Raw genomic sequence first — 22,798 nt, forward strand, 5'->3', positions numbered from 1 at the left:
CAATGCAGACGGCGCAACCGGCCAAAAGCAGCAGGCTGAAGTCGATAGTTCGCCTCGGTGGTCTGACCGTCAGTCTTGCAGCGCTTGTCTTCGTTGGGCTGGCGATCCATCGCTCCTTCGGTGATCTGCAACGTCAGCTCATCTCGCCACTCTTTTTGATCGCCATATTGGGCTGCGCTATCGCATATGCCGCCATGCTGCAGCTGGTCGGCATCGCCTGGTACCGGTTCTTGGTGCTCATCGATGGACCTTCGTTTGGATTGGGTCGCGCGCTTGCCATTTTTGCAAGGACACAGATTTACAAATACCTGCCGAGCAACGTGATGCATATGGTTGGCCGTTTTGCCCTCGCCCGTAGTGCCGGGGCGTCGAACAGGGCGCTTGCCGTTGCCCAGATAGGGGAATTGTCCATCACGATTCTCGCCGCCGGGGCGTTGGGCGTATTGCTGGCGTGGCCGATTTTCCAAGGTGCATATGCTCGGTATGGTCCCGACAATCCTGCTTTGACAATGGGATTGATCGCCGCCAGCCTTTTGGCGCTTGCGATCGGGATGGGACTTCTATTCCGCTTCAGGATGGCGGACATCGGGGGCGGAGCGCTTGTCGTATCTGCCGAAGCTTTCGTCCTCTATGTTCTGTTTTTCATTGGCAACGGGTTGCTGATCGTTGCGCTTTTTAGGACCCTGAACGATGGGGGGCATATGGCTGAGTTGATTGGCATAGGCGCCGCGGCCTGGCTCATTGGCTTTGTCGTTCCGGGAGCGCCCGGCGGGCTTGGCGTGCGCGAGGCCGTTCTGATCATGGGGCTTACCGCGGCGGGTCTGCCGCATCCATCGGCTACCGCGGTTGCCCTCGGCAACCGGCTTGTCACGGTTCTTGGAGATTGCCTGCTCGCCTTGGTGGCGTTGATGTTGCAAAGGCGGAAAAGCGCATGAATGTGTTAGCGACGGAAACATCCATGCAAAATGAAGCTTTGCTGAAGCAGCCCTCATTCTTGCGGCACGCCGTCTCGATGGCGCTTCTTTTCGTTCTCGTCCTGGGTATCGCGGGCGTGAATCCTTTTCGGCAAACGCTGGCGCCGATGGATCTGCTGTTGGCCTATCCAGGATGGGACAATGCCGGGATCGACACTCCACTTGTCAATATAGAGCGTTCCGACGCATTGGATCATCGGCTGCCAAACTGGCGGGAGTTCAGGCGAGAGTTACGGGAAGGTCATATCCCGCTATGGAACCCCATCCATCAACTGGGTGCAGTTGGCATCCAGGCGCCGATTTTTGAAGGCCTTTCAATACCTTTTCTAATCTATGCCCTCACTCCGAACGAGGCCATGGGTTACACGTTCGCAATTCTGGCAAATTATCTCCTGGCTGCTTTCGGTACCTATTTCCTGTTGTTTTTCATGTTCAGAAATCGTTTGGCAGCGGTTTTCGGTGCCACGGTATTTGCATTTTGTGGATTTAACATCGCCTGGGCACATTGGCCGCACGTGACGACCGGCGCTCTAATTCCTTGGGTGCTCGCTACCCAACTTCGATATTGGCAAACAGGCCGTTTGAGTTGGGCCCTGGGGTTCTCCTTCAGCGTAGCCTTGATGGCCCTGGGCGGCTTTCCATTTGTGGCCCTCCTTGGAGCTATGTCGTCCCTGACGCTGGCGGTCGTACTCCTCTGCGCCGAACTCTGGAGCACCGGCATCAATCAGCTTGCAGTCAGGCGAGCTATGGGGCTGGGATGCGCAGGCATTGCCGGTGCATTCCTCGCCCTTCCAGGTCTTTTGCAAGTTAAGGACATTCTGGGTTCAACTGATCTATCGAGCCGAACAGGTGGAACGTGGTTCACGCCCTACGATATCATTTATATGTTTGGCTTCGACTTTGTGAATCATTTCCGCGTTGAGCGTATCTTTTCGGCTGGAGCACCCGCCGCTCTCCTTGCTCTTCTTGCACTATGTCTTATTTTTAAGTTTCCTAATCGGTTTGCCTTTTTTGGGTTAATCGTGGCAATATTCATGCTGGCGACTGTTTTTGGGGCGGCTCCCGCCGAGTTCGTGGAGGCAATTCCGGGATTCGGCTTCAACGCATGGAGCAGAGGGTCCATATTATTCGGATTGTCGGCGGCTATATTGTCGTCTTACACACTCTCAATCATGCTGTCTTCTAAGGAGTCCGTGTCGCCTTTAAAAATTAATTCGTCTTATAAATTGCATGCAGTGCTATTTCTATGCGTATTGCAATCAATTAATCTAGGGTATTGGTTCAGGCAGTATAATGCGCGACCTGACATCGACACGTTCTTTCCTATTACTCCATCTATATCCTATGTTTTATCTAAGATTTTGCCGGGTCAAAGTGTTGTTGCGGATGACAGCTTTCTTGTCTCTGGTTTTCTATCGAACTATCGATTGCCAGAGTTATTTGCTCATGGCTTTCGTACCGATGCCCAAAGGAAGATAATCGCGGACATATTGCCTTCCTATCAGACAACATACACGGCATCAGTCATTCAATGCTTCGACATTAATTTCTCCAGCCGAGACATTACCTACGCCGCGATCCGTTTCCTCCTTATTAAAGACAATTGTGTCGACTTGGATTACGAAACCTCTGGCACGGGTCAGCGAGCTACTCTCCCCCTTAACAGCGGTGCCCTTAAGGGTGACTTGTTAATCGACAAGTCCATGAACGCTACGAATGTACAGGTGCTGCTCGCAACCTATGATCAGGATTTCGCCCCTTCGGCAGTGACGCTTGATCTTTACCGGGACGCACTCCTCGTAGCCCATGCTGAATTACCGCCGGAGGCGATACGCAACAACCAATTCGCCACCTTTCGTTTCAATCAAGATGTCCCTCTTGCGGCCGGAACCTATCGGTACATTATTTCAATGATCAAGCCGGATAGCGAGAAGCCGCTCAGTGCATGGGCCTTCGAAACCGCCGGAGGAGCAACTTATCAAGTTGGGTCGAATGTATTTCCGGGCATGCCAATGATTAAGATTGGCGATAGGGTTCGTACTCCCCAGAATTTCTCGACGGCGTCGGTAGAGCCGGGCATTAGCGTTATCGAAAATCATGCGGTTTCAGGTTCCGCCTATTATGTGAATGATTTGAGCGGACAACCGGACGCGGATTATGGCCCTGTGCACCTTGCGACGTATCGACCGGATGACCTGACGGTGGAATATTCGGGCGCAACCCATGGATGGGTCGTTTTCCCAATTCGCATCAATGAGGATTGGCGAGCCACGCTGGATGGAAAGCCTGTGGAATTGAAGAAGTTTCTGGATTTTTTTCCCGCTGTTGAGGTGAGCGGACGAAGCAAGATTCGATTTTATTACGATAGCAGTCACTTGCTGAAAACGCTGGAGCTTTGCATTGCTGGCTTTGCGGCTTCAGTCATTCTCCTGATCGTGTTGACCGGCAGGACTTCAAGGCCACGGACAACCGGGTAATTGGTCGTCCGGGATCACTCGTCGCACTCAGTCATTTGTTGAGGGCAGATTCAGTTAATCGGGCGTCGCGCCTTGATGGTCATTGACCCGTGCGGCCGAACCAAGTTGATGGCCAGATCCAAAGGCAGGAACGCCACCGACAAGGCCGTATGCATCACCCCGCGGCCGCGCCGAGCTGATTCCTTAAACAGCGAGTTGGCGAGGGAAATAGCCCACCACGCATAGGCTCCGGAAACGCGCTCGGTCTCGAGCCCACCAATTCTCATCGCCGTGACGACGTTGTGATGGTTGAACAGCGTCAGGTGGCGGGGATAGTGATATCCCCCCCAGCGCCGGCCGAAAACGTATCGGTCCAGTGACAAATGGTTCGGCGTGATGATGAGCGCGCCGCCGCCGGGCCGCAGCAGCCGTCGCATATGTCCGATGAAGCCGACGGGATCGACGACATGCTCAATCAGGTTTGAGCAATAGATCGCATCGAACGAGCCGTCCGGCAGGTCCACTTCCTCGATCTGGCCAAGGTGGAAGTCGATGCGTGGGTTAGCGCTCAGGCCGAGATCCTTGATGTCGATGCCGCACACGGACGCATTCGGATTGGTTTCCAGGATGCTTTCCAGGAGGGAGCCGTTACCGCAGCCGACCTCAAGGATTCGAGGAGCGGGCACTTTCGCAAGGGCCAGCACCTTTCTGGCGTCGCGCGCTACGATCGCGCGTTTCAAGGCGCCGAACACCGAATTCTTAGGCTTCGAATAGGCCAGGTAGTCGTCGGGATATAGAGACGGAATCTCAGCCGCCGGCACCTTTGGGATCTGCATCACAAACCCGCAATCCGTGCATTCGAAATAGTTGGATCGCCGCGCAACCGCATATTCGTAGTCTGCGATCGAGCTGTAGATCGGCGACATTCGCCCAGGTTTGTGTTCGGCGGCGCACAGCAGGCAGATGTCGCTCAAACCTGGACCCCTTTCGGCTCGTTGCGATCATGGGACAATTCCAAGAGCTTCCCGATATAGCTGGGGGACAGGAGCTCACCGCGATCGTCGTAGAAGCGCACCTCCTCGCGCAGGAACCGGTGCATTTTCGACAGCCGATAGGGTGGGACCATTGGCCAGCCGTGGTGCTCCAGATGGTAGTTGAAGCTCTGCGGAGCGAAGTAGGTGTTCTCAAGAACGGTCGCCAGCGTGGTCACCGTCATATCGTCCTCGCCTGGGTGCTCGGCCATAAAACGGAGGCGGCTGAGCAGCGGGTTCCAGGTCACGGCAAGGTACAGCCATGCGGCATATTCCCACCAGAGCCCTGAAACAGCCATCACAGCGGCCAGGACAAGCTGGCAGACGAAGATATGCTTCATCGACCAGAGCTTGCTGGATGAACCGCTCTGCTTCTTCGTGGGAGCCTCCGACTTGTTCGTAGGGGCCTCCGACTTCGCGAAATATTTAAGAAAAAGACGCACAGACTCCAGGCCAAGGACGTAGCGGGCGATCATCCATGCGAGACCGCCGTCGGTGCTCACCGTTGCGAAGCTGACATGCTCGGGATCGTCCTTGCTGCCATTGTGTGCGTGGTGTTTCATGTGGATTTTGCGGTATCTCGCGACATCCATTCCAATCCACCCGGCCGCAAGCCAGTTGGCCAGGGTGTCATTCCTTGCTGGATTCCGGCTGTAGAAATAGTGCGCGGCGTCATGGATCAGTGTCTGAAAATGACGTTGTGCGGCGAGAAGAAGTAATGCGGCGACAGGTATGGCGACCCACAGGGGGCCAATCGTCAGGCCGGCCGTCATTGCAAGCATGATCAGTACAAAGGGCTTTGCGGCGTAGGTGGCTATCCAGAACGTGCTGCGCTGGAGCAATTCTTCGGGGACCCTTATCTCTTTCAAATTCGACGAATAGAGATGAGCCTTCGGATGAGCGACGTTCATGCCTGTGCTCCCTAAACGGCGTTATTTGGCACCTCTTTAGCCCGAACAAACTTCGGCTGTCCAACGTTCAAAACTCCAAAATCGAAGTTTTCAACCTGCCCGCGAGGGCGGCTCGACCACGGAGGCGTGACGCAGCGTGTCTATGATGCCCGACGCAAGGGGCATGGCGACGCGATTCTGCCGTAAATTCGACCACGGAGAGGGAGTCGAGACCTGGTCCAGAAACGCTGTGTGGTGCCACTTTCCGTAGACTGGCGCGGATGCCGAACGCGATGCTTTGAATCCGATTCGAGTGGGGTTGAACCTCCTGTACCTGTTCAAATGAGGTCGACGCTGATAACGAACAGCCGGGTCAATGGAACAGGAATGCTGCTTGAATGTCCAAAACATGTATGGTGACCGGCGGAGCCGGGTTCATTGGATGTGCGCTCTCCAGCACGTTGGCAAACCGTTTCGACCGCGTAATCGTCATCGATAGTTTGCATCCGCAGATACACGCGCAACGGAACCGCCCTGCGGCTCTCGATCCTCGCGTTGAGTTGATGGTTGCCGATGTGACCGAGGCTTCTACCTGGGTGCAGGCATTGGAAACCGCCCGACCTCAAGTTGTGGTGCATCTTGCGGCTGAAACGGGCACAGGGCAGTCGCTCACTGAGGGTTCTCGCCACGCGATTGTGAATGTCCTTGGCACGACCCGCATGTTGGATGCCTTTGCCGCGGCATCGCACGTCCCGGAGCGCTTCATTCTGGCTTCGAGCCGCGCCGTTTATGGAGAAGGGGCGTGGCGGTCCAGGACAGGCGAGGTAACGTATCCGGGTCAGAGATCGAGGCAACAGCTTGAACGCGCGGAATGGGATTTCCCCGGGCTCGAACCTCTACCGATGGATGCGGAAAAGACGATACCGAATCCAACCAGCATCTATGGGGCGACGAAACTAACCCAGGAACAAATATTGCGGGCTTGGGCCCTGTCGTTCGGAACGATCGTCAACGTGCTTCGCCTTCAGAACGTATATGGTCCTGGCCAGTCGCTGACGAATAGCTACACGGGAATTGTGTCGTTGTTCATTCGGATGGCCAAGGAAGGCAAGAGCATCCCCATCTATGAGGACGGGGATATCGGACGGGACTTCGTTTTCATCGATGATGTTGCGTCGGCCCTCGACAAAGCCACAGCCACGGATCTGTCGCAGTCGCTCGCCTATGATGTCGGCACCGGTTCCAAGACTACGGTTCTTGATCTGGCAAGGATCATCGCTAAAAGATACGGAGCGCCGGAACCGCACGTCAACGGCATGTTCCGAAACGGCGATGTGCGCTGCGCTGTCGCCAACATTGACAGGACGGTCCGCGACCTGGGATGGCGGCCCTTGAAGAGTGTGGACGAGGGGATCAGCCAACTTTCCGAATGGATAGATTCACAGCTTGGCTAGAACTGTGACATCGTGACACGGAGGTGTCCTGCCGTCGAGGTGCTTCCATGGGAGACGTGGTCCCTATGCCACGTGGATTTGGTTTTGCGGGGATTTGGGGATGCGTCGTGGGGCAATTTTTTTCTTCTATAATGAAGCCGGCCTTGTCGACGAATACATACTCTTCCTTCTGGGCAAACTGAGACCATTCGTAGAGACGATTGTCTTTGTCTCCAATGGCGACCTTTCAAAATCCTCAGAAATTTCAGTGCGATCTGCTGTCGACGAGATAGTCATCCGTGAAAATACGGGACTCGACGTTGGAGCGTACAGCGACGGGCTCAAGTTCATAGGCTACGACAAGCTCGGCGACTATGATGAAATCCTTTTGCTCAATCACACATTCTACGGGCCGCTTTTCCCGTTCTCGGAAATGTTCTCGGAAATGGAACGCCGGGATTGTGATTTCTGGGGCATATCCGGTCACCGGGAAATGGTGCCCAATCCTTTCACCGGGCAGGGGAGCTTGGCCGGTCATCTAAATTCTCATTTCATCGCGATAAGAAGGACGATGCTTATCTCGATCGCTTTCCGGAATTATTGGGAAAGCATGCCGCCAATTAAAGATTACACAGACTCGGTGCTGATTCACGAGTCGCGTTTTACGAAGTTTTTTGAAGATCTTGGATATACATCTTCTATATATGTTGAATCGGATGGATATACGTCGAAATACCCTGTATTTATTGAAGTAGATGAGACTGTTTCGGATAGAAATCCGATCTTAAAGCGGCGTCTTTTCTTCAATGATCCGATTTTTTTGGAGCAGAATGGCATTGATTTGCCGCGCGCTTTGCGGGTGCTTAAAGAGACGTCCGACTACGACCTTAATTTGATTTGGCGCAATATTTTACGCTCTTCGGAATTGAGGAATCTCAACACCAATGCGGCGCTGATGAGCGTCCTGCCGGATGAGTGGACGAAAGGCGATGGCGCTGCTGTCGACTATGGCAAGGTCGCCGTCTGCGCGCATATCTACTACACCGATATGCTCGACGAGATCCTGGCCCTGACCGAGAACATTCCGGTTCCCTATGATTTTGTCGCCACCACGGATACAACGGAAAAAAAGGCGGAGATTGAAGCCGCCTTGGCAAAGCGTCCTGGCGTAAAGAACGCCATCGTCCGCGTTATCGAGAAAAATCGCGGTCGTGACATGTCCTCGCTTTTCATCTCCTTGCGCGATCTGCTCATCGACGACCGCTACGACCTCGTCTGCCGCCTGCATACGAAGAAGTCGCCTCAGGTGCAGTCGTCGAGGGGCAATCTGTTCAAGCGGCACATGGTCGACAATCTGCTGCATACCCGTGGCTACGTTCACAATGTGTTGGACATGTTTCACGGCAATTCTTCGATCGGACTGGCCATTCCGCCGATCTTTCATATCTCGTATCCGACCATGGGGCATTCCTGGTTCGCCAACAGGCCGAAGGTCGAGGAAATCGCGCGCCTGTTGAAGATCAACGTCAAGTTCGACGAGAGCACGCCGGTGGCTGCCTATGGCACCATGTTCTGGTTCCGGCCGCGCGCGCTGCGCAAGCTGTTCGAACACAAGTGGAAATGGGAAGAGTTCAATGCCGAACCGGATCACCTCGACGGCGGGTTGGCTCATGCGCTCGAGCGGCTGATCGCCTATGCGGCTCAGGATGCTGGATACACCACGCAGCACATCATGTGCGCGCATCAGGCGGCGCACAACTACACCATGCTGGAGTTCAAGCTGCAAAAGCTTGCCAGCCTGATGCCGTCAGGCGACTTCCCGTGGCAGTGTCATTTGCTGTCCGAGTGGAAGAAGGCCGGCTATCCCCTGGCAAGCTCTGTGCCGGAGACGCGGACACCAGGGACGCAAACCTCGGTGAGACACTCCCTGGCTGAACTCAATTTTGCCGCGAAAAGCTCTCTGAAGTTCAGATCGCCCACCCTGTTCAAAATTCTCAGGCCGATCTATCGCGGCACGAGGGCGGTCTTGAAGCCAACCCTGCGCGTGATGGCGGATCGCGTTTTTTCGTAACTATGGCAGGCACCAGACAAGTGAAATCAACGATCTAGGCAGGAGTATCAGGTGCGTCGTGTCGCCGTATTTTCTCTCTATAACGAGCGCGGAATTGCAGACGACTATGTCATCTTTCTGCTCGGAAAGCTGCGTGAGTTTGTCGAGAGGATTGTTGTCGTTTCCAATGGGAATCTTTCCAAGCTTTCGGAAATTGCAATAAGGAATAGCTGTGATCAGCTTCTGGTTCGGAAGAACGAGGGGTTTGACGTATGGGGATACAAGACCGGGATTGAAGCCATCGGTTTTGATGATCTTTCTGGGTATGATGAGCTTATCCTGCTGAATGACACCTGCTACGGGCCGCTTTTCCCGTTCTCGGAAATGTTCTCGGAAATGGAACGCCGGGATTGTGATTTCTGGGGCAGTGCTGCGCACCAGCAGATGACGCCAAATCCATTTACCGGAACAGGCCATCTGCCCCGTCATCTCACCGCAAACTTCATTGCTGTCCGGAAGGATATGCTGAAATCGCATGCCTTCAAAAAATACTGGGAAAATCTCCCAGAAATCAAAACTTATGTCGATGCCATTGTGCTTCACGAGTCACGATTTACCAAGCATTTCACAGATCTCGGCTATACGGCCGAAGCTTATGTTGACCCAGACCAATACGGATCGCGATATCCTGCGTTTATCAATGTTGATGAAACGATCACCAACCGCTTCCCTCTGCTAAAGCGACGCCCGTTTTTTCATGACCCGGCGTTCTTGAATGCTGAAGGCATTGATTTGCCGCGCGCTTTGCGGGTGCTTAAAGAGACGTCCGACTACGACCTCAATTTGATATGGCGCAATGTTTTACGCTCTTCGGAGTTGAGAAATCTCAACACCAACGCGGCGCTGATGAGCGTCCTGCCGGATGAGTGGACGAAAGGCGACGGCGCTGCTGCCGACTACGGCAAGGTCGCCGTCTGTGCGCATATCTACTACACCGATATGCTTGACGAGATCCTGGCCCTGACCGAGAACATTCCGGTTCCCTATGATTTTGTCGCCACCACGGATACAACGGAAAAAAAGGCGGAGATTGAAGCCGCCTTGGCAAAGCGTCCTGGCGTAAAGAACGCCATCGTCCGCGTTATCGAGAAAAATCGCGGTCGTGACATGTCCTCGCTTTTCATCTCCTTGCGCGATCTGCTCATCGACGACCGCTACGACCTCGTCTGCCGCCTGCATACGAAGAAGTCGCCTCAGGTGCAGTCGTCGAGGGGCAATCTGTTCAAGCGGCACATGGTCGACAATCTGCTGCATACCCGTGGCTACGTTCACAATGTGTTGGACATGTTTCACGGCAATTCTTCGATCGGACTGGCCATTCCGCCGATCTTTCATATCTCGTATCCGACCATGGGGCATTCCTGGTTCGCCAACAGGCCGAAGGTCGAGGAAATCGCGCGCCTGTTGAAGATCAACGTCAAGTTCGACGAGAGCACGCCGGTGGCTGCCTATGGCACCATGTTCTGGTTCCGGCCGCGCGCGCTGCGCAAGCTGTTCGAACACAAGTGGAAATGGGAAGAGTTCAATGCCGAACCGGATCACCTCGACGGCGGGTTGGCTCATGCGCTCGAGCGGCTGATTGCCTATGCGGCTCAGGATGCTGGATACACCACGCAGCATATCATGTGCGCGCATCAGGCAGCGCACAACTACACCATGCTGGAGTTCAAGCTGCAAAAGCTTGCCAGCCTGATGCCGTCAGGCGACTTCCTGTGGCAGTGTCATTTGCTGTCTGAGTGGAGGAAGGCCGGCTATCCCTTGGTCGCCCCCCTTCCGCCCCCTGCGCCAGACGCGTCGACATCAGTGAGACGTTCTCTGGCTAAACTCAATCTGGCCATCAAAAGCTCTCTGAAGTTCAGAGCGCCTATCCTGTTCAAAACACTAAGGCCGATCTATCGGGGCATGAGGGCGGTCTTAAAGCCAAATTCTCGACGCAATGGCGGATAGCGCAAAGATTTACGCGAAGGAAGCGTGTCTTCGTACTCGAGCCGTACACCTTGAACGGCACGCTGACATCGACTAACGCACGGAAATCGACTGCCGTGCGAGGCACACCGTCATCGGACGCGAAGGCAGGTCGCCGCCAGCATCCGTGGGGCGGCCGGACCCGCGTCAATGCGGGTAGTTGCCGGACAGTGCTCCCTCAAGCCGACAGGTTGCGTAGCCGGGGTGTTCCAAGTAGGGGTGCTGCAAGAATTCCGCTGAGGTTACTAAATTGGCAGGTAGGTACAACGCAGCTCCGAACCGGGTGCCCTTCCTCGACGCATTGCGTGGGCTGGCGGCCATTTGGGTCGTCGTTGTGCACGTGGCGATGCTTCCATCTCCGCGTCTGCAAGTTGCACCGTTTCTCGATCTGTTCGTCGTAAACGGCACCATGGGAGTGGATCTGTTTTTCGTGGTGAGTGCATTTTCACTCTGCCTCAGTATGCCAGTTCATGATCGCGAAGTTCGCCCGATGCTGGGGTTCGCGCTGCGTCGGTTTTTCAGGATTGCTCCCCTATTTTACTTAATTATCCTGGTCATGTGCATTCACAATTTCAGCGGCGTGAAGATCGATGCCAAATCAATATTCCTCAATTTGACATTTCTATTCAATTTTGTTCCAGGTTACCAAACCTCCATCGTTCCGGCCGGGTGGACCGTTGGAGTGGAAATGGTATTTTACCTAATATTCCCGTTGTTATATCGATTTGCCAAAGGGGTGCTGTTGTCAATTTCCGTGTTCCTTGTTTCTATATGCATAGCCACCCTTTTCTTCATGAATGTAAGCTTGTTTGTTGCCGACGCTTTCGACTATTATCTATATTCCATTCTTTATCGAGCTCCAATTTTTACGTTCGGCCTCATCGCATTCTACCTGTTGCCGATATTGGAAAAGCGCTTGGAAAGGAAGCAGATAGGATTGGCTCTTCTGACGTTTGTGCCTGTGCTGTTTTTCGCAATCACCGCAAACAAGGTCGCGATATTCGACAAATATTATTGGGAAGGGGTGATGTTTGGCGCGTTGGTCATCGGGCTTGGCCTTTTCCCCGTTGCTGCGATCGTCAATCCTGTTTCGGCATGGCTGGGGAGAATCAGTTACTCGGTCTATCTTCTTCACAGCCTTTTTATCGTCACGCTCATTCCGGCCATGAGATCGATCCAGGGGTTGGTCGCGAGTCAAACCATTGCCTTCATGCTCTGTCTGACGATGACTTTGGCCCTGGTGATCCCGGCTGCCTTCCTGCTGAATTACTTTGTTGAGGATCCAATCAACAAATGGGGCAAGCGCTTTTCGTCTCGGGTTGCCGGTCGCAAGAACATCGACTCGCTTGCAAGAGGGGAGGCGGTCCTCGCGGAGTCTTCAGGGAGAAGCTGATTGTTCCTTCCCAAGGATACGGACATCCATGGGATTGTGGTTCTGCGGCCTTTTTTATCGGCACCGAATGGTTTAATGCGTGCGCCTGACGTCCTGCGAATAGCGCCCAATCTAACCAGCGGTCTCGGAATGCCTGTTTTTTCGACGCTATCACGGACTTCGATGAAGCGCCCCGAAAACATCATCTCTCGATGGCGTTTGGGTGGCAGGATATGGCCTGGCGACGTCGTCAATCCCGTATCGGAACGTTCCGGCTTGCTATCGACATAGGCGTCTTGATCGGCACTCCCGGCCGTGCTGGTGGGTCATTCAAGAGAGCCGTTTTCCAGTTAAATTCAGGTGTCGTTTGCACCAAAGAGAGATGGGTCGATGAGGCGTCTGGCAATTGCATTTTACTACGATCAGCACGGCAAAGTGGATGACTATTATTTTCACCTGATTGCGTCGATCAGGCCATTTGTTGAGAAACTGCTGGTGGTTTGCAACGGTCCTGTAGACGAGGAGGCCCAGTCTCGCCTTTCTGAAGCTGCCGATAGTTTCCTGATCAGGGAAAATGAAGGGTTCGACGTATGGGCCTATCGGACCGCGCTCGAACATATCGGGTGGGATGAACTTTCACACTTCGATGAGATCTTGCTTTTCAACCACACGTTTTACGGGCCGATTTTTCCCTTCTCGGAAATGTTCTCCGAGATGGACCAACGTCAGTGTGACTTTTGGGGGATCTCCGCTCACAAGGCGATGAGGCCCAATCCGATCGACGTCAGGAAGTCGGAACTGCCCTTCCACCTGAACTCCCATTTCATCGCGGTGCGGCGGTCCTTGCATCAGTCCAAGGCGTTTCGTGATTATTGGACCCAGATGGTGCCAATCAACTCCTATATGGATTCAATCGCGAAGCACGAGACTGTGTTCACGGAGCACTTCCAGGCGCTGGGCTACACCTGTTCGGTGTTGGTTGATCCGGAGCGGTACAAGACGCCCTATCCAGTTATGATGGAGCCGGACAGAACGCTGGAGGACCGCAGCCCGATCCTGAAGAAGCGGCTGTTCTTTCATGACACGCTATTTCTCGAGCGCGAGGCCATCAACCTGCCGCGGGCTCTGGAGATAGTAGAGAACCAATCAGATTATGATTTGTCGCTGGTATGGAAAAGCGTTGGCCGCCTGGGGACCCCTCGCACGCTAAATGGCAACGCCGCGTTGCTCTCCGTCCTGCCAGACAGATATGTCGGTGTGCAACGGAATTGGGACAGTTATCGGATAGCGGTTCTTGCGCATGTCTATCATGTCGACCTGATAGATGAGATTCTAGGCTACGCCGAGAATGTGCCGAAGGGCTACGACCTGATCATCACGACAGACAATGCCGACAAGCAGGCGTTGATCCAGCAGGCAATCGCCAAGGCGCCGAATGCCAGAAATGCCGTCGTTCTGGTCGTCCAAAACGACGGCAGGGATACCTCGGCTCTTCTCATAGGGTGCCGGGACTATGTGCTCGAGGACCGTTACGACCTGATCTGCCGGATCCATTCCAAGCGATCTCCCCAGGACGGCGCAAAGGGAGAATTGTTCAAGCTTCACACCTTTGAGAACCTTCTCCACACTCCTGGATATGTTGAAAATCTGCTTGAGCTTTTTGCTAAAAATCCAGCGCTTGGCCTCGTCATGCCGCCGATGATTCATATTGGCTATGCGACCATGGGAAACTCATGGTTTGGCAACAAGGAAAACGTTGCAAAGTTGGCCGAACAATTGGGTCTGATCGTGCATCTGGATGATAATACGCCCGTCGCGCCTTATGGTGGAATGTACTGGTTTCGTCCTGCAGCGCTAAGGAAGCTTTTCGAACATAAATGGAGCTGGAACGACTTCGCCGATATGGATTATCGCGATGGAAGTTTGGTCCATGCCATAGAGCGGATCATAGCCTATGTCGCAATCGACGCCGAATATACTTTCCGACACGTGATGACCGCGGGGCACGCGGCTCACAACTATGTCATGCTGGAGACCAAATTGCAGGCGTTGTTAGCGAATGGATCGCCGGCGGAATTCGGAAACCTGGGAGTGAAAAGATCATTCCGTGGCCTCATCTTCTCGATCAAGAGGTCAATCCTGTTTAGATCGCCAACCGCGTTCAGGGTCCTCAGGCCGCTGCATCGCGGGCTGCGATGGATGACCACGCTTGGTCGCGGCGCAACGAACTGACCTCACGCATGGGCAATTCGCTCGGGTAAGGTTCCAGACGGCCCTGAATGGATGGCGTTCAAAGCGAATTCACAGGGGGGTGCGTGCGAGGTTTCGGCAACCGAGGAAACGGCAACTCGCAGAACGCCGTGGATACGAGGCAAACAATCGCCAGGCGCTTGTTAAGTCAGCGACTCCACCTGGCCGGCTCGAAGTGTCAGTTTCTTCGTGCAAACGCGCTCGATCAGCGTGTGATCGTGGCTGGCCAGCACGATGATGCCGGCCTTTTCCGCGAGTTCGTCCATCCGCCGTTTGGCCTTTTCCTGGAATGACGCGTCGCCGGCGCCAATCCATTCATCCATCAGCAGAATTTCAGGCTCAAGCGCGGTCGCTGCCGAAAACGCCAGGCGTGCCGCCATACCTTGGCTGTACGCCTTGAACGGCAGGTCGATGAAGTCGCCCAGTTCGCTGAAATCGATTATTTCTTCCATTTTCTCTTCGATCTCAGCCGTCGTCCAGCCGCTGATCAACCCCCTCAGCACAATGTTTCTGCGCCCTGTGGCCTCGGGACGAAACCCTATGCTGATGTTGAACAGGGCGTCGACCTTGCCCGCGATCGATATCGTGCCGCCCGATGGCTGGTAGATCCCATATAGAACCTTGAGCAAGGTGGTCTTGCCTGCGCCATTCGGGCCGACAAGCCCTAATCGGTCGCCCGCCTTGAGTTCGAAGCTGACATCGTCGAGCGCCTGCACGACCTGCCTGGTGCCGGAGCTTGCAATGTTGCCGCCCAGAGCGGTCCGACGCCGGCCAGGCGCCGAAAGCGTCAACTTTTCGAACAGGCGATAAACGAGGCTGACATTGTTCAGTTTGATGGAAGTCATGACACTCAGATCAGGAAAACGATGCGCTTGCGATAATGGCCCAGCAGCAGCAACGCAAGTGCCCAGAGGCCGAGGCAGAAATAACCCGTCACCGCCAGGGAGTGCACCGGAAATATGCCTGCGGTGATCGGCTCGCGCACGCTCTCCAGGAAATAGGTGAACGGGTTCCAATGATAGGCATGTTTTTGAACGCCCTCTTGCCCGCTATAGACCCAAAAGACCGGCGTGAAGAACATGCCCACCCGCATCATGTTGCCGACAATGAATTCGCTATCGGGAAAGAAAGCGCCCAGGAACGCAAAAACCACGACAAATGCCGGCGTAGCCAAGATGATGAGCAGCAGGCCCGGCAGCGAAAACAACCAGTTCATGTTGGTGCCGTAGCCGCTTAGCAACAGAATGAGAATGCAACCCGCCATCGAATAAGCAGCCCGGATGATGCATTGCATCGTCAATCGCATCACATAGACGAACAACGGCAGCGTCGTGCCTTGAATGAAGCTCGCTTCGCGCTGGAACAGCGACACGCTCACGCTGATGGTTTCGCTAAGATAGAACCACACCAGCATACCGATGGCGACATAGGCTATATAGCTTGGGTTGCTGGCGTCCTTGGTCACGAAAACAAAGACAAATGTGCCTACGAACGCGAAATAATTGACCAGCATCCAAAGCGGTCCCAGGGTCGTGCGTCTGTGCTGGTCGCCGATATCCTCATGGGCAAGGGCGATCCAGACCCGGTACAGCCTCATGGCCTTGGAGATGTCGTCAAAGGCGCCGTTTAATGCCGAAATCATCGGGGAGTGTCACATCTTTGTTTTTGTGCGTCATGTCGGGGCGGCTCTGATGAACCGCCAAAGACCTGTTCATAGTCATTGTGATGATCATATGGCAACGCACTGCGTCACAATGGCCTTGGAAAAATGGAGCTTCTCGCGGCAGGGTTGAGCACCGCCCTGTATCCTGCAGGCCTGCCTCTTGCAAGGGGCGCGGTGGCCGGTCTCTAGGGAACTGGCGTCATGCGCGAAACAAAGATAAGCATAAGCGCGGGCTTGGCCGAGTGCGGTTTAGAAAAAAACATCTGGCTATGACCTCAAGCCCGCAGTATGCGATACCGCACGGCTGGGGCCGGGGATGGCACTTTGAGAAAGGTGATCGGCCACGAATGGTCTTCGTGTTCGCACTTTGGTGATATCCATGTCAGTGAGCCTGGAGTCTAGTGCCGTCCAATGAATTCTTATGTCGAAGCTGTATTCGGACTCAGGCCGGGAATGCGGCGCGCCTTGATAATGGTCCAGGATGTGGTCATGGTCCTGGTCGCTGTGGCACTGAGCCTTGTGCTTTCGCGGTCGAATCTTTCGTTCGATCCGCTCTCCAACCAGGGTTTGGCAACCTGGGCGGGCATTGTTGTCATCAGCCATTTCCTGTTCAGGTATTGTGGTCTCTACACCACCGTCTGGCGGTTTGCCTCGACGCCCGACTTTTTCAATATCCTGAAGAGCTGCGCGATTTTGACGGTCACGCTGTATGCCACTTCGATGCTGGTTCGTTCTTTCCAGCCTGTGCAGGGGCTCAACGAGCGCCAGTTCATCGTCTTCTTCCTGGTCTCCTTCACGGTCATATCGGCGCCCCGGCTGTTCTACCGCTTCCTGCGTGACGGCGCGAGCTGGGGTATCCTGAGCCGCAAGACCGACAAGACGCAGGCCAAGCGAGCGTTGTTCGTTGGCCGGCTCGGCGAAGCCGACCTGATCATTCGCTTCACGCGCACGGCGGACCCGGCGGACTATGCCATCGCCGGGATCATGGCGACCGAGCGCGGCGTACCATTGGGCACGCGGATTCAAGGCGTTCCCGTGGTGGCGACCCGGCCGCGTCTGATCGACGTCCTGGAAGACTATACGACCGGCACCAAAAGCCTGGACCTGCTGATTTTCGGAAGCGGCGCCGAGCGCGAGATCGAGGAGTATTCGGAACTCGTCCGCGTCGCCCGGCACGGCGACATAACGGTCGTGCAGTTCTCCGGTCTTTCGGAGCTGGAAAAGCAGGGAAAGCTGGTTCTCGACGCTGTCGAGATGGAGACGATCCTGCGCCGCCCGACAGTGCCGTCCGATGTCGAGCGGATCGGTGCCTTCGTTGGCGGCAAGCGTGTCTTGGTGACCGGGGGTGCCGGATCGATCGGCCGAACGTTGGTCAAGCGGTCGTTGGAGTTGGGGGCGGAGGCGGTACTCGTCGCCGACAACTCCGAGTTCGGCATCTTCCAGTTGAGCCAGTACATTGACGAGAAGCACCACGACCGTCTCAAGGTCCGCATCGTCGATGTCGCGGACCGGCGCCAGATAACGCGTGTCGTCACCGAATTCAGGCCGGACATCGTCTTTCACGCCGCGGCGCTCAAGCATGTTCCGCTGCTTGAGGAAAACTGGGATTCGGCCATCCAGACCAATGTCTTCGGCACCCTTGTCTGTGCCGAGGTCGCCGCCAGATGCGGGGTTGCGCAGTTCGTCATGATATCGAGCGACAAGGCGGTGGATCCCTCATCGGTGCTTGGCGTGACAAAACGGGCTGCCGAACAGATCGTCAGCGCCTTGCATGGGACGCCCGCGAGCGAGCCGGGCGGGCGTCGATCCGTCACCAAGTTCGTCGCTGTCCGGTTCGGCAATGTCTTTGGCAGCAATGGTTCGGTGGCGACCATATTCCAGGCGCAGATCGAGGCCGGGGGGCCAGTCACCATCACCGACCGGCGCATGACGCGCTATTTCATGACAGTGGCCGAAGCCGTCGATCTCGTCATCATGTCGGCGGTCGATGCCGCGTCGCGGCAGGGCGGGGAAGATTATGCCGTCTATATGCTCGACATGGGCAAGCCGGTGCCGATCCTCGAAGTGGCCGAAACGATGATCCGCATGGCCGGAAAGAGCCCATACACGGACATTCCAATCCGGTTCACCGGCATAAGGCCGGGCGAAAAGCTTCACGAAACGCTGCATGGTGAGGATGAGGAACTCGTCGAGATCGGCATTTCGAAGATTTTCGGCCTCAGCACGGATGTCGTGGAATGGTCGGATGTCCAGGCCGCGCTCACGGATCTGCAGCAGTCGGTGAAGAACCAGGACAAGGCCGCTGCACTCGCCGTGCTCGCAGGCCTTGACCGCGCCAAGAAGGCCAAAGGGAGCATTCATCAGGACGCGATCCCGAAAACGGCCGGGCAGACGACCTAGAGCAATTCCAGAAAAAGTGTGAAACGGTTTTCCGTCCGGAACTGCGTCAAAACCCGGAACTGGGTCAAAACAAAGAGATAGAGCGGTTCTGCGTTTCCGTGAAATGATGAACCGCTCCAAATTCAGAAAGCGATCTTGATGGTGGATCGGACAAGCCCAGCCATTCCTGGGCATTTGCAGGGTGTTGGAATCTCGTGAGCAAAGAAGATCTGCGCATCGCGGTCCTGATGGGCACGAAAGACGGCGCTGCCTTCATCGATGAGCAGTTGCAATCCCTGCTCGTGCAGTCGCACCCGCTGATCGACCTGTGGATCTCCGACGATGGCTCCATCGATGACACGATCGCCATCATCGAGACATGGAAATCCCGCTGGCCCAAGGGTCGAGTGACCCTAGTGGAGGGGCCGCGGCAAGGGTTCGCCGCCAATTTCCGGTCGATGATCCTCGATCGACGTATCGATGCGGACTGCTATGCCTTCTGCGACCAGGACGATATCTGGGAATCCGACCGGCTGGAGAACGCTATCAGCTGGATGCAGGCTTATGACGCAAAGATCCCGCTGATGTTTTGCTCGCGAACCGCGACCATGACAGAGACGGGAAGCCTTGTCGGCCATTCGCCGCTGTTTCGCCGGCCGCCATCCTTTCGCAACGCACTTGTGCAAAGCATCGCCGGCGGCAACACCATTCTGCTCAACGCCGCGGCACGCGACCTGCTGGCCAGGGCCTCGGCGCGAAGCGGGTTCGTCAGCCACGACTGGTGGGCTTATCTTATCGTGACCGCCGCCGGCGGCATCGTCCGCTACGATCCGCGGCCGCTGGTGCGCTACCGGCAGCATGCGGCAAACCTGGTTGGCGCCAACGTGTCGTGGAGGGCAAGATTTTCCCGGCTTGGCCGGTTGTTCAAGGGCGATTTTGCCGGCTGGACCGATCTCAATCTTGAAGGCCTTGCCGTCAATCGCGACCTTCTTACGTCAGATGCAGCGGCATGCCTCGACATGTTCACAAGCGGGCGGCGGGGCAGTCTCTTCCAGCGTTTGGGCGGCTTGCGCAAAAGCGGTGTCTATAGGCAGACTTTTCCCGGGACCCTGGGCCTCTATCTCGCATTCATCCTGGGCCGCATCTGAGCATCGAAACGGCTGCATGGCGCACTTGGTCAAGCGACGACCTCATGCTACGTCGACCGCATTGACGGGCTTCGCCTGCGGCGTCGCCTAGAGCCGGATGATTTCAGGTCGAATCGACCTGAAATCTGAATCCGCCTCTAATTCAAAGAGATAGAGCATGATGTCGTCCGAAAGCCGCTTCGCACTTTTCGGCATCATGCTCTAGGGGCTTTGGCAGGGAGCACGATCGGCCATTCATGAAGGCAACCAAGCAAATCTTCGATCTTGCCGGTGCGGCTCTGCTGCTGGTGGCCACGTCGCCCGTTTTGGTGCTCGCCGCCCTTGCCGTTCGGCTATCGTCGCCCGGTCCGGTTATTTTCTCGCAGACGCGGGTCGGCCGCGACGGCCTGCTTTTTCGCTGTCACAAGTTGCGCACGATGTACCAGGGAACACCGTCATTGCCCACGCATGAGGCGCCGGTGAGTTCCGTGACATCGGTCGGCAAGGTCCTGCGGAAGTTCAAGCTCGACGAGCTGCCGCAATTCTGGAACGTTCTGAAGGGCGAGATGAGCCTGGTCGGGCCGCGTCCCTGTCTGCCGACGCAAACGGAACTGATCGAATACCGCAGGCGGCTGGGGGTTCTGGCGGCACTTCCGGGCATAACCGGCCTGGCCCAGATCAGGGGCATCGACATGTCGAACCCGGAGCTTTTGGCGCAAACGGATGCCGCCTATCTCAAGACAGCGTCATTTTGGCTCGACCTTCGGATCCTGTTAGGAACAGTCTATCGGGGCTGAGCAGAAAAGATCATGGTCAAACAAGAAGTCGGGATTTGCTGAGCCGCGCCAATTCGGCCAGCCGCTCCAGCGTGCCGGTTTCAGGCGCCCACCCCTGCGACATCAAGAGGGCAGGGTCGCATATCTGCGTCGCGGTCATGCCGTCCCAAAACGCCCGCCTGCCCAGCACGGCCGCGGCCGGCCGCATCAGGCTGGCCGGTACGGCCATCAGGCGCATTGGCCGTCCGAAAGCGCTGCGAAAGGCGGCGATGATGGCGGCGACCGCGACCGGCGGCACGTCGGCGCCAACATAGATCGGGCGAAGTGACCCCGGATGGCTCAGCAGGTGCGATACTGCCCGCGCCGCGGCCTCGGAGGACATCAGCGAGCGGATTCCCGTCAAGGCGCCTGTCGGCAGCGGCAGCGCCGTATCGGCCAGGCGCATCAGCGTCGCCAGGTTTCCCTTCATGCCGCTTCCATAGACCGGAGGCAGCCGCAACACGGCGGCATCGGAACGGCCGTGCGACGCAAAGGCGTCCAGAACCTTGATCTCGCCTTCGCGCTTCGTGCGCCCATATAGGCATTGCGGGGCGGGAAGCGTGTTCTCGTCGATCGTTGCGCTGACGCGCGCGCCGATCACGGCCCGGATCGAGGAGAGATGGATGAAACGTCCGCTCGCCTGCGTGGCGGCGGCATGCGCCAGCCGCGCGCTCAACTCCACATTGGCGGCCCGATAGTCGGCTTCGGTGGCATTGCCCTGATCATTGTTGAGGCCGGCACAATGGACGACATGGGTCACACCCCTGGTAAGTTCCAGGAAGGCCGCGGCCGGCGCATCGAAACCGGGCATCAGCACAGCCTCGTTTCCCGAACCAAGCCGCTCCGGGTGACGGGAGGCGAGGCGAAGCTCGACACCGGCCTCGCGAAGGTGATGCGCGACAAGACGTCCGATGAAACCCGTCGCGCCTGTCACCAAGACTTTCATTGCCTTGCTCGCAACAGCTCTTGGGTGGCTGATGGAAGTGTCTGCTCTTCCATCACGGGTGGAAGTGCCAGCTCTTCCATCAAAGGCGCCTGACGTCCGGAGGCGAGATATGTTCCGCACACCAGGAACACCATCAGCACCGAGTCCAGGATGTCATGGCCAACGAGGATACCCGTCATTCCGGCCGTCAGATAGGTGATCACGACGACGACGATCATGGTGGCGCCGAACCGCTCGACCGGATCGCTGTTGTTTCGCAACACCCGTGCGGCATTTCCAGCGGCAACGACAAAGATCGCCGCCAGCGACGCGGCGCCCAGAATTCCTGCTTGCACCAAGGCGGTCAGGAAGCCGTTGTGGAAATGGTTGAAGCCTGTGTCCATTGCGAACTGATCATGAAACCCCTGCTTGATCAAAAGCTGGCTCGCACCCACACCATGTCCGAACACTGGCATGTCATGGAACGCTTTGAGGCCGATCTCCCAAAGGGCAACACGTATTCCCACCGAGGTGTCGTAATTGCCGCCGGTCCCAAGCGCATCCCAATCGGAGCGCAGAAAGTCGACGCGCCCGGATATCGCCTGGAAGCCGAAAGCGGCGATCACGACGCCGACTGCCGCCAGCAGCAGCAGGACGCGAACGGCATTCCTGCCTCTGAGCCTCTGATGATTGATCAGCAGAACAGCGATGCCGGCAATCAGCAGCGCCAGCCAGACAATACGCGAACCGGAATAGATGATGGCGATCGTCCCGGCCAGTGCGGCGTAGAAGAGGGGGTTCCGGGTTCGCTCTATGCCTGACAAAGCACCGGCCACACAGACCACCACGGCAAGGCAGACGACAGTTGCGAAGACGATCGGATTTCCGGCCCCGCCCTCGGCCCTGACCCCAATCCAATATTGCTGGACGACGGCCATCAGCAGCGCTGCAAAACAGGCGACCATGCTGCTGAGCACGATGACGCGGGCAAGCGTGGTTTTCTGTGTGATGCTCCAGGTCGAATAGGAGACCGGGAAGAACAGGAAGGTGACGAGCGGGATGAGGTGCGGGGCATCTCTGACGAACGAGTTGTTGACGACGGAAGCCACGAGATTGGCCGCGCAGTACGCATAGATTGCGGCTGTCAGCCAGATCACGGGCAGGTCGGCGTTGAAGCGCCTTTTCCCAGTGGCAATCAGCACGACGGACGCGAGGGCTCCGCCATTGAAAACGAAACTGACCACCGATCCCAGAACCGGTGGAAAAAAGAAGCAAAGGATGGAGAAGTAGATATTCACCCGCGAGGGCGTGAACTGCTGTCTTATGGATGAAAACCGGTTCAATGCTCTAGGTCGCAATTCTCTGGAAGCGATAGGTGTCATTAGCGGAAACGGATATGACCGCCTCG

Annotated in this window: 16 protein-coding genes; 10 read left to right on the plus strand and 6 right to left on the minus strand. The window is 56.1% G+C overall.

Features of this window, described 5'->3' with window-relative positions; translation table 11 throughout:
- Positions 1-2: 2 nt before the first annotated feature.
- Positions 3-935 (plus strand): hypothetical protein, encoded by a 933-nt coding sequence (locus ACFSQT_RS28730; protein ID WP_379024487.1) that lies wholly within the window; start codon positions 3-5, stop codon positions 933-935.
- Entirely contained in the window at positions 932-3,451 is a 2,520-nt protein-coding gene (locus tag ACFSQT_RS28735; protein ID WP_379024489.1) for a hypothetical protein, read from the plus strand. The genes ACFSQT_RS28730 and ACFSQT_RS28735 overlap by 4 nt, the downstream gene beginning before the upstream one ends.
- Positions 3,452-3,501: 50 nt before the next feature.
- On the opposite strand, the gene ACFSQT_RS28740 is transcribed toward ACFSQT_RS28735, so the two are convergent.
- Together ACFSQT_RS28740 and ACFSQT_RS28745 are read right to left on the minus strand one after the other, a co-directional pair.
- Positions 3,502-4,404, minus strand: coding sequence for a class I SAM-dependent methyltransferase (locus ACFSQT_RS28740; RefSeq protein WP_379024491.1), 903 nt, complete (start codon positions 4,402-4,404; stop codon positions 3,502-3,504).
- Positions 4,401-5,372: a fatty acid desaturase gene (locus tag ACFSQT_RS28745; protein ID WP_379024493.1), complete on the minus strand. Its 972-nt coding sequence runs from the start codon at positions 5,370-5,372 to the stop codon at positions 4,401-4,403. Before ACFSQT_RS28745 ends, ACFSQT_RS28740 begins: the two co-directional genes overlap by 4 nt.
- A gap of 377 nt (positions 5,373-5,749) precedes the next feature.
- On the opposite strand from ACFSQT_RS28745, the gene ACFSQT_RS28750 reads away from it, so the two are divergent.
- The 5 genes from ACFSQT_RS28750 to ACFSQT_RS28770 all read left to right on the plus strand — a co-directional run bounded on the left by ACFSQT_RS28750 (position 5,750) and on the right by ACFSQT_RS28770 (position 14,463).
- Positions 5,750-6,805 carry an NAD-dependent epimerase/dehydratase family protein gene (locus ACFSQT_RS28750; RefSeq protein ID WP_379024495.1) on the plus strand — a complete coding sequence of 352 codons (1,056 nt, stop codon included), beginning with the start codon at positions 5,750-5,752 and terminating at the stop codon, positions 6,803-6,805.
- A 100-nt stretch (positions 6,806-6,905) separates the two neighbouring features.
- A complete protein-coding gene (locus tag ACFSQT_RS28755; RefSeq protein ID WP_379024497.1) occupies positions 6,906-8,855 on the plus strand; it encodes a rhamnan synthesis F family protein in 1,950 nt (649 codons plus the stop codon).
- Between the two features lie 51 nt (positions 8,856-8,906).
- Complete coding sequence (locus tag ACFSQT_RS28760) at positions 8,907-10,841, plus strand: rhamnan synthesis F family protein (RefSeq protein ID WP_379024499.1); 1,935 nt, start codon at positions 8,907-8,909, stop codon at positions 10,839-10,841.
- A gap of 268 nt (positions 10,842-11,109) precedes the next feature.
- Complete coding sequence (locus ACFSQT_RS28765) at positions 11,110-12,252, plus strand: acyltransferase family protein (protein ID WP_379024501.1); 1,143 nt, start codon at positions 11,110-11,112, stop codon at positions 12,250-12,252.
- A gap of 369 nt (positions 12,253-12,621) precedes the next feature.
- Positions 12,622-14,463, plus strand: a complete 1,842-nt coding sequence (locus ACFSQT_RS28770) for a rhamnan synthesis F family protein (RefSeq protein WP_379024503.1) — start codon at positions 12,622-12,624, stop codon at positions 14,461-14,463.
- Positions 14,464-14,624: 161 nt separating this feature from the next.
- On the opposite strand, the gene ACFSQT_RS28775 is transcribed toward ACFSQT_RS28770, so the two are convergent.
- Both ACFSQT_RS28775 and ACFSQT_RS28780 read right to left on the minus strand, forming a co-directional pair.
- Complete coding sequence (locus tag ACFSQT_RS28775) at positions 14,625-15,197, minus strand: ABC transporter ATP-binding protein (RefSeq protein WP_379024505.1); 573 nt, start codon at positions 15,195-15,197, stop codon at positions 14,625-14,627.
- 134 nt (positions 15,198-15,331) lie between these two features.
- Positions 15,332-16,123 (minus strand): ABC transporter permease, encoded by a 792-nt coding sequence (locus ACFSQT_RS28780; protein WP_379024507.1) that lies wholly within the window; start codon positions 16,121-16,123, stop codon positions 15,332-15,334.
- 432 nt (positions 16,124-16,555) lie between these two features.
- On the opposite strand from ACFSQT_RS28780, the gene ACFSQT_RS28785 reads away from it, so the two are divergent.
- The 3 genes from ACFSQT_RS28785 to ACFSQT_RS28795 all read left to right on the plus strand — a co-directional run bounded on the left by ACFSQT_RS28785 (position 16,556) and on the right by ACFSQT_RS28795 (position 20,447).
- A complete protein-coding gene (locus tag ACFSQT_RS28785) occupies positions 16,556-18,544 on the plus strand; it encodes an SDR family NAD(P)-dependent oxidoreductase (protein WP_379024508.1) in 1,989 nt (662 codons plus the stop codon).
- Positions 18,545-18,738: 194 nt separating this feature from the next.
- Entirely contained in the window at positions 18,739-19,671 is a 933-nt protein-coding gene (locus ACFSQT_RS28790; protein WP_379024509.1) for a glycosyltransferase family 2 protein, read from the plus strand.
- A gap of 236 nt (positions 19,672-19,907) precedes the next feature.
- A complete protein-coding gene (locus ACFSQT_RS28795) occupies positions 19,908-20,447 on the plus strand; it encodes a sugar transferase (RefSeq protein ID WP_379024511.1) in 540 nt (179 codons plus the stop codon).
- Between the two features lie 16 nt (positions 20,448-20,463).
- On the opposite strand, the gene ACFSQT_RS28800 is transcribed toward ACFSQT_RS28795, so the two are convergent.
- Complete coding sequence (locus tag ACFSQT_RS28800; RefSeq protein ID WP_379024513.1) at positions 20,464-21,411, minus strand: NAD-dependent epimerase/dehydratase family protein; 948 nt, start codon at positions 21,409-21,411, stop codon at positions 20,464-20,466.
- Positions 21,408-22,634, minus strand: coding sequence for an O-antigen ligase family protein (locus tag ACFSQT_RS28805; protein WP_379024515.1), 1,227 nt, complete (start codon positions 22,632-22,634; stop codon positions 21,408-21,410). The genes ACFSQT_RS28800 and ACFSQT_RS28805 overlap by 4 nt, the downstream gene beginning before the upstream one ends.
- Positions 22,635-22,798 lie beyond the last annotated feature (164 nt).

This window comes from Mesorhizobium calcicola (assembly GCF_042682105.1).
Taxonomy (GTDB): Bacteria; Pseudomonadota; Alphaproteobacteria; order Rhizobiales; family Rhizobiaceae; genus Mesorhizobium; species Mesorhizobium calcicola.

Excerpts from the sequence above, each read along its gene's own strand:
- ACFSQT_RS28770 (WP_379024503.1), top strand. The coding sequence starts at position 12,622 with ATGAGGCGTCTGGCAATTGCATTTTACTACGATCAGCACGGCAAAGTG.
- ACFSQT_RS28745 (WP_379024493.1), bottom strand. The coding sequence starts at position 5,372 with ATGAACGTCGCTCATCCGAAGGCTCATCTCTATTCGTCGAATTTGAAA.
- ACFSQT_RS28780 (WP_379024507.1), bottom strand. The coding sequence starts at position 16,123 with ATGATTTCGGCATTAAACGGCGCCTTTGACGACATCTCCAAGGCCATG.
- ACFSQT_RS28795 (WP_379024511.1), top strand. The coding sequence starts at position 19,908 with ATGAAGGCAACCAAGCAAATCTTCGATCTTGCCGGTGCGGCTCTGCTG.
- ACFSQT_RS28750 (WP_379024495.1), top strand. The coding sequence starts at position 5,750 with ATGTCCAAAACATGTATGGTGACCGGCGGAGCCGGGTTCATTGGATGT.
- ACFSQT_RS28735 (WP_379024489.1), top strand. The coding sequence starts at position 932 with ATGAATGTGTTAGCGACGGAAACATCCATGCAAAATGAAGCTTTGCTG.
- ACFSQT_RS28800 (WP_379024513.1), bottom strand. The coding sequence starts at position 21,411 with ATGAAAGTCTTGGTGACAGGCGCGACGGGTTTCATCGGACGTCTTGTC.
- ACFSQT_RS28755 (WP_379024497.1), top strand. The coding sequence starts at position 6,906 with ATGCGTCGTGGGGCAATTTTTTTCTTCTATAATGAAGCCGGCCTTGTC.
- ACFSQT_RS28730 (WP_379024487.1), top strand. The coding sequence starts at position 3 with ATGCAGACGGCGCAACCGGCCAAAAGCAGCAGGCTGAAGTCGATAGTT.
- ACFSQT_RS28785 (WP_379024508.1), top strand. The coding sequence starts at position 16,556 with ATGAATTCTTATGTCGAAGCTGTATTCGGACTCAGGCCGGGAATGCGG.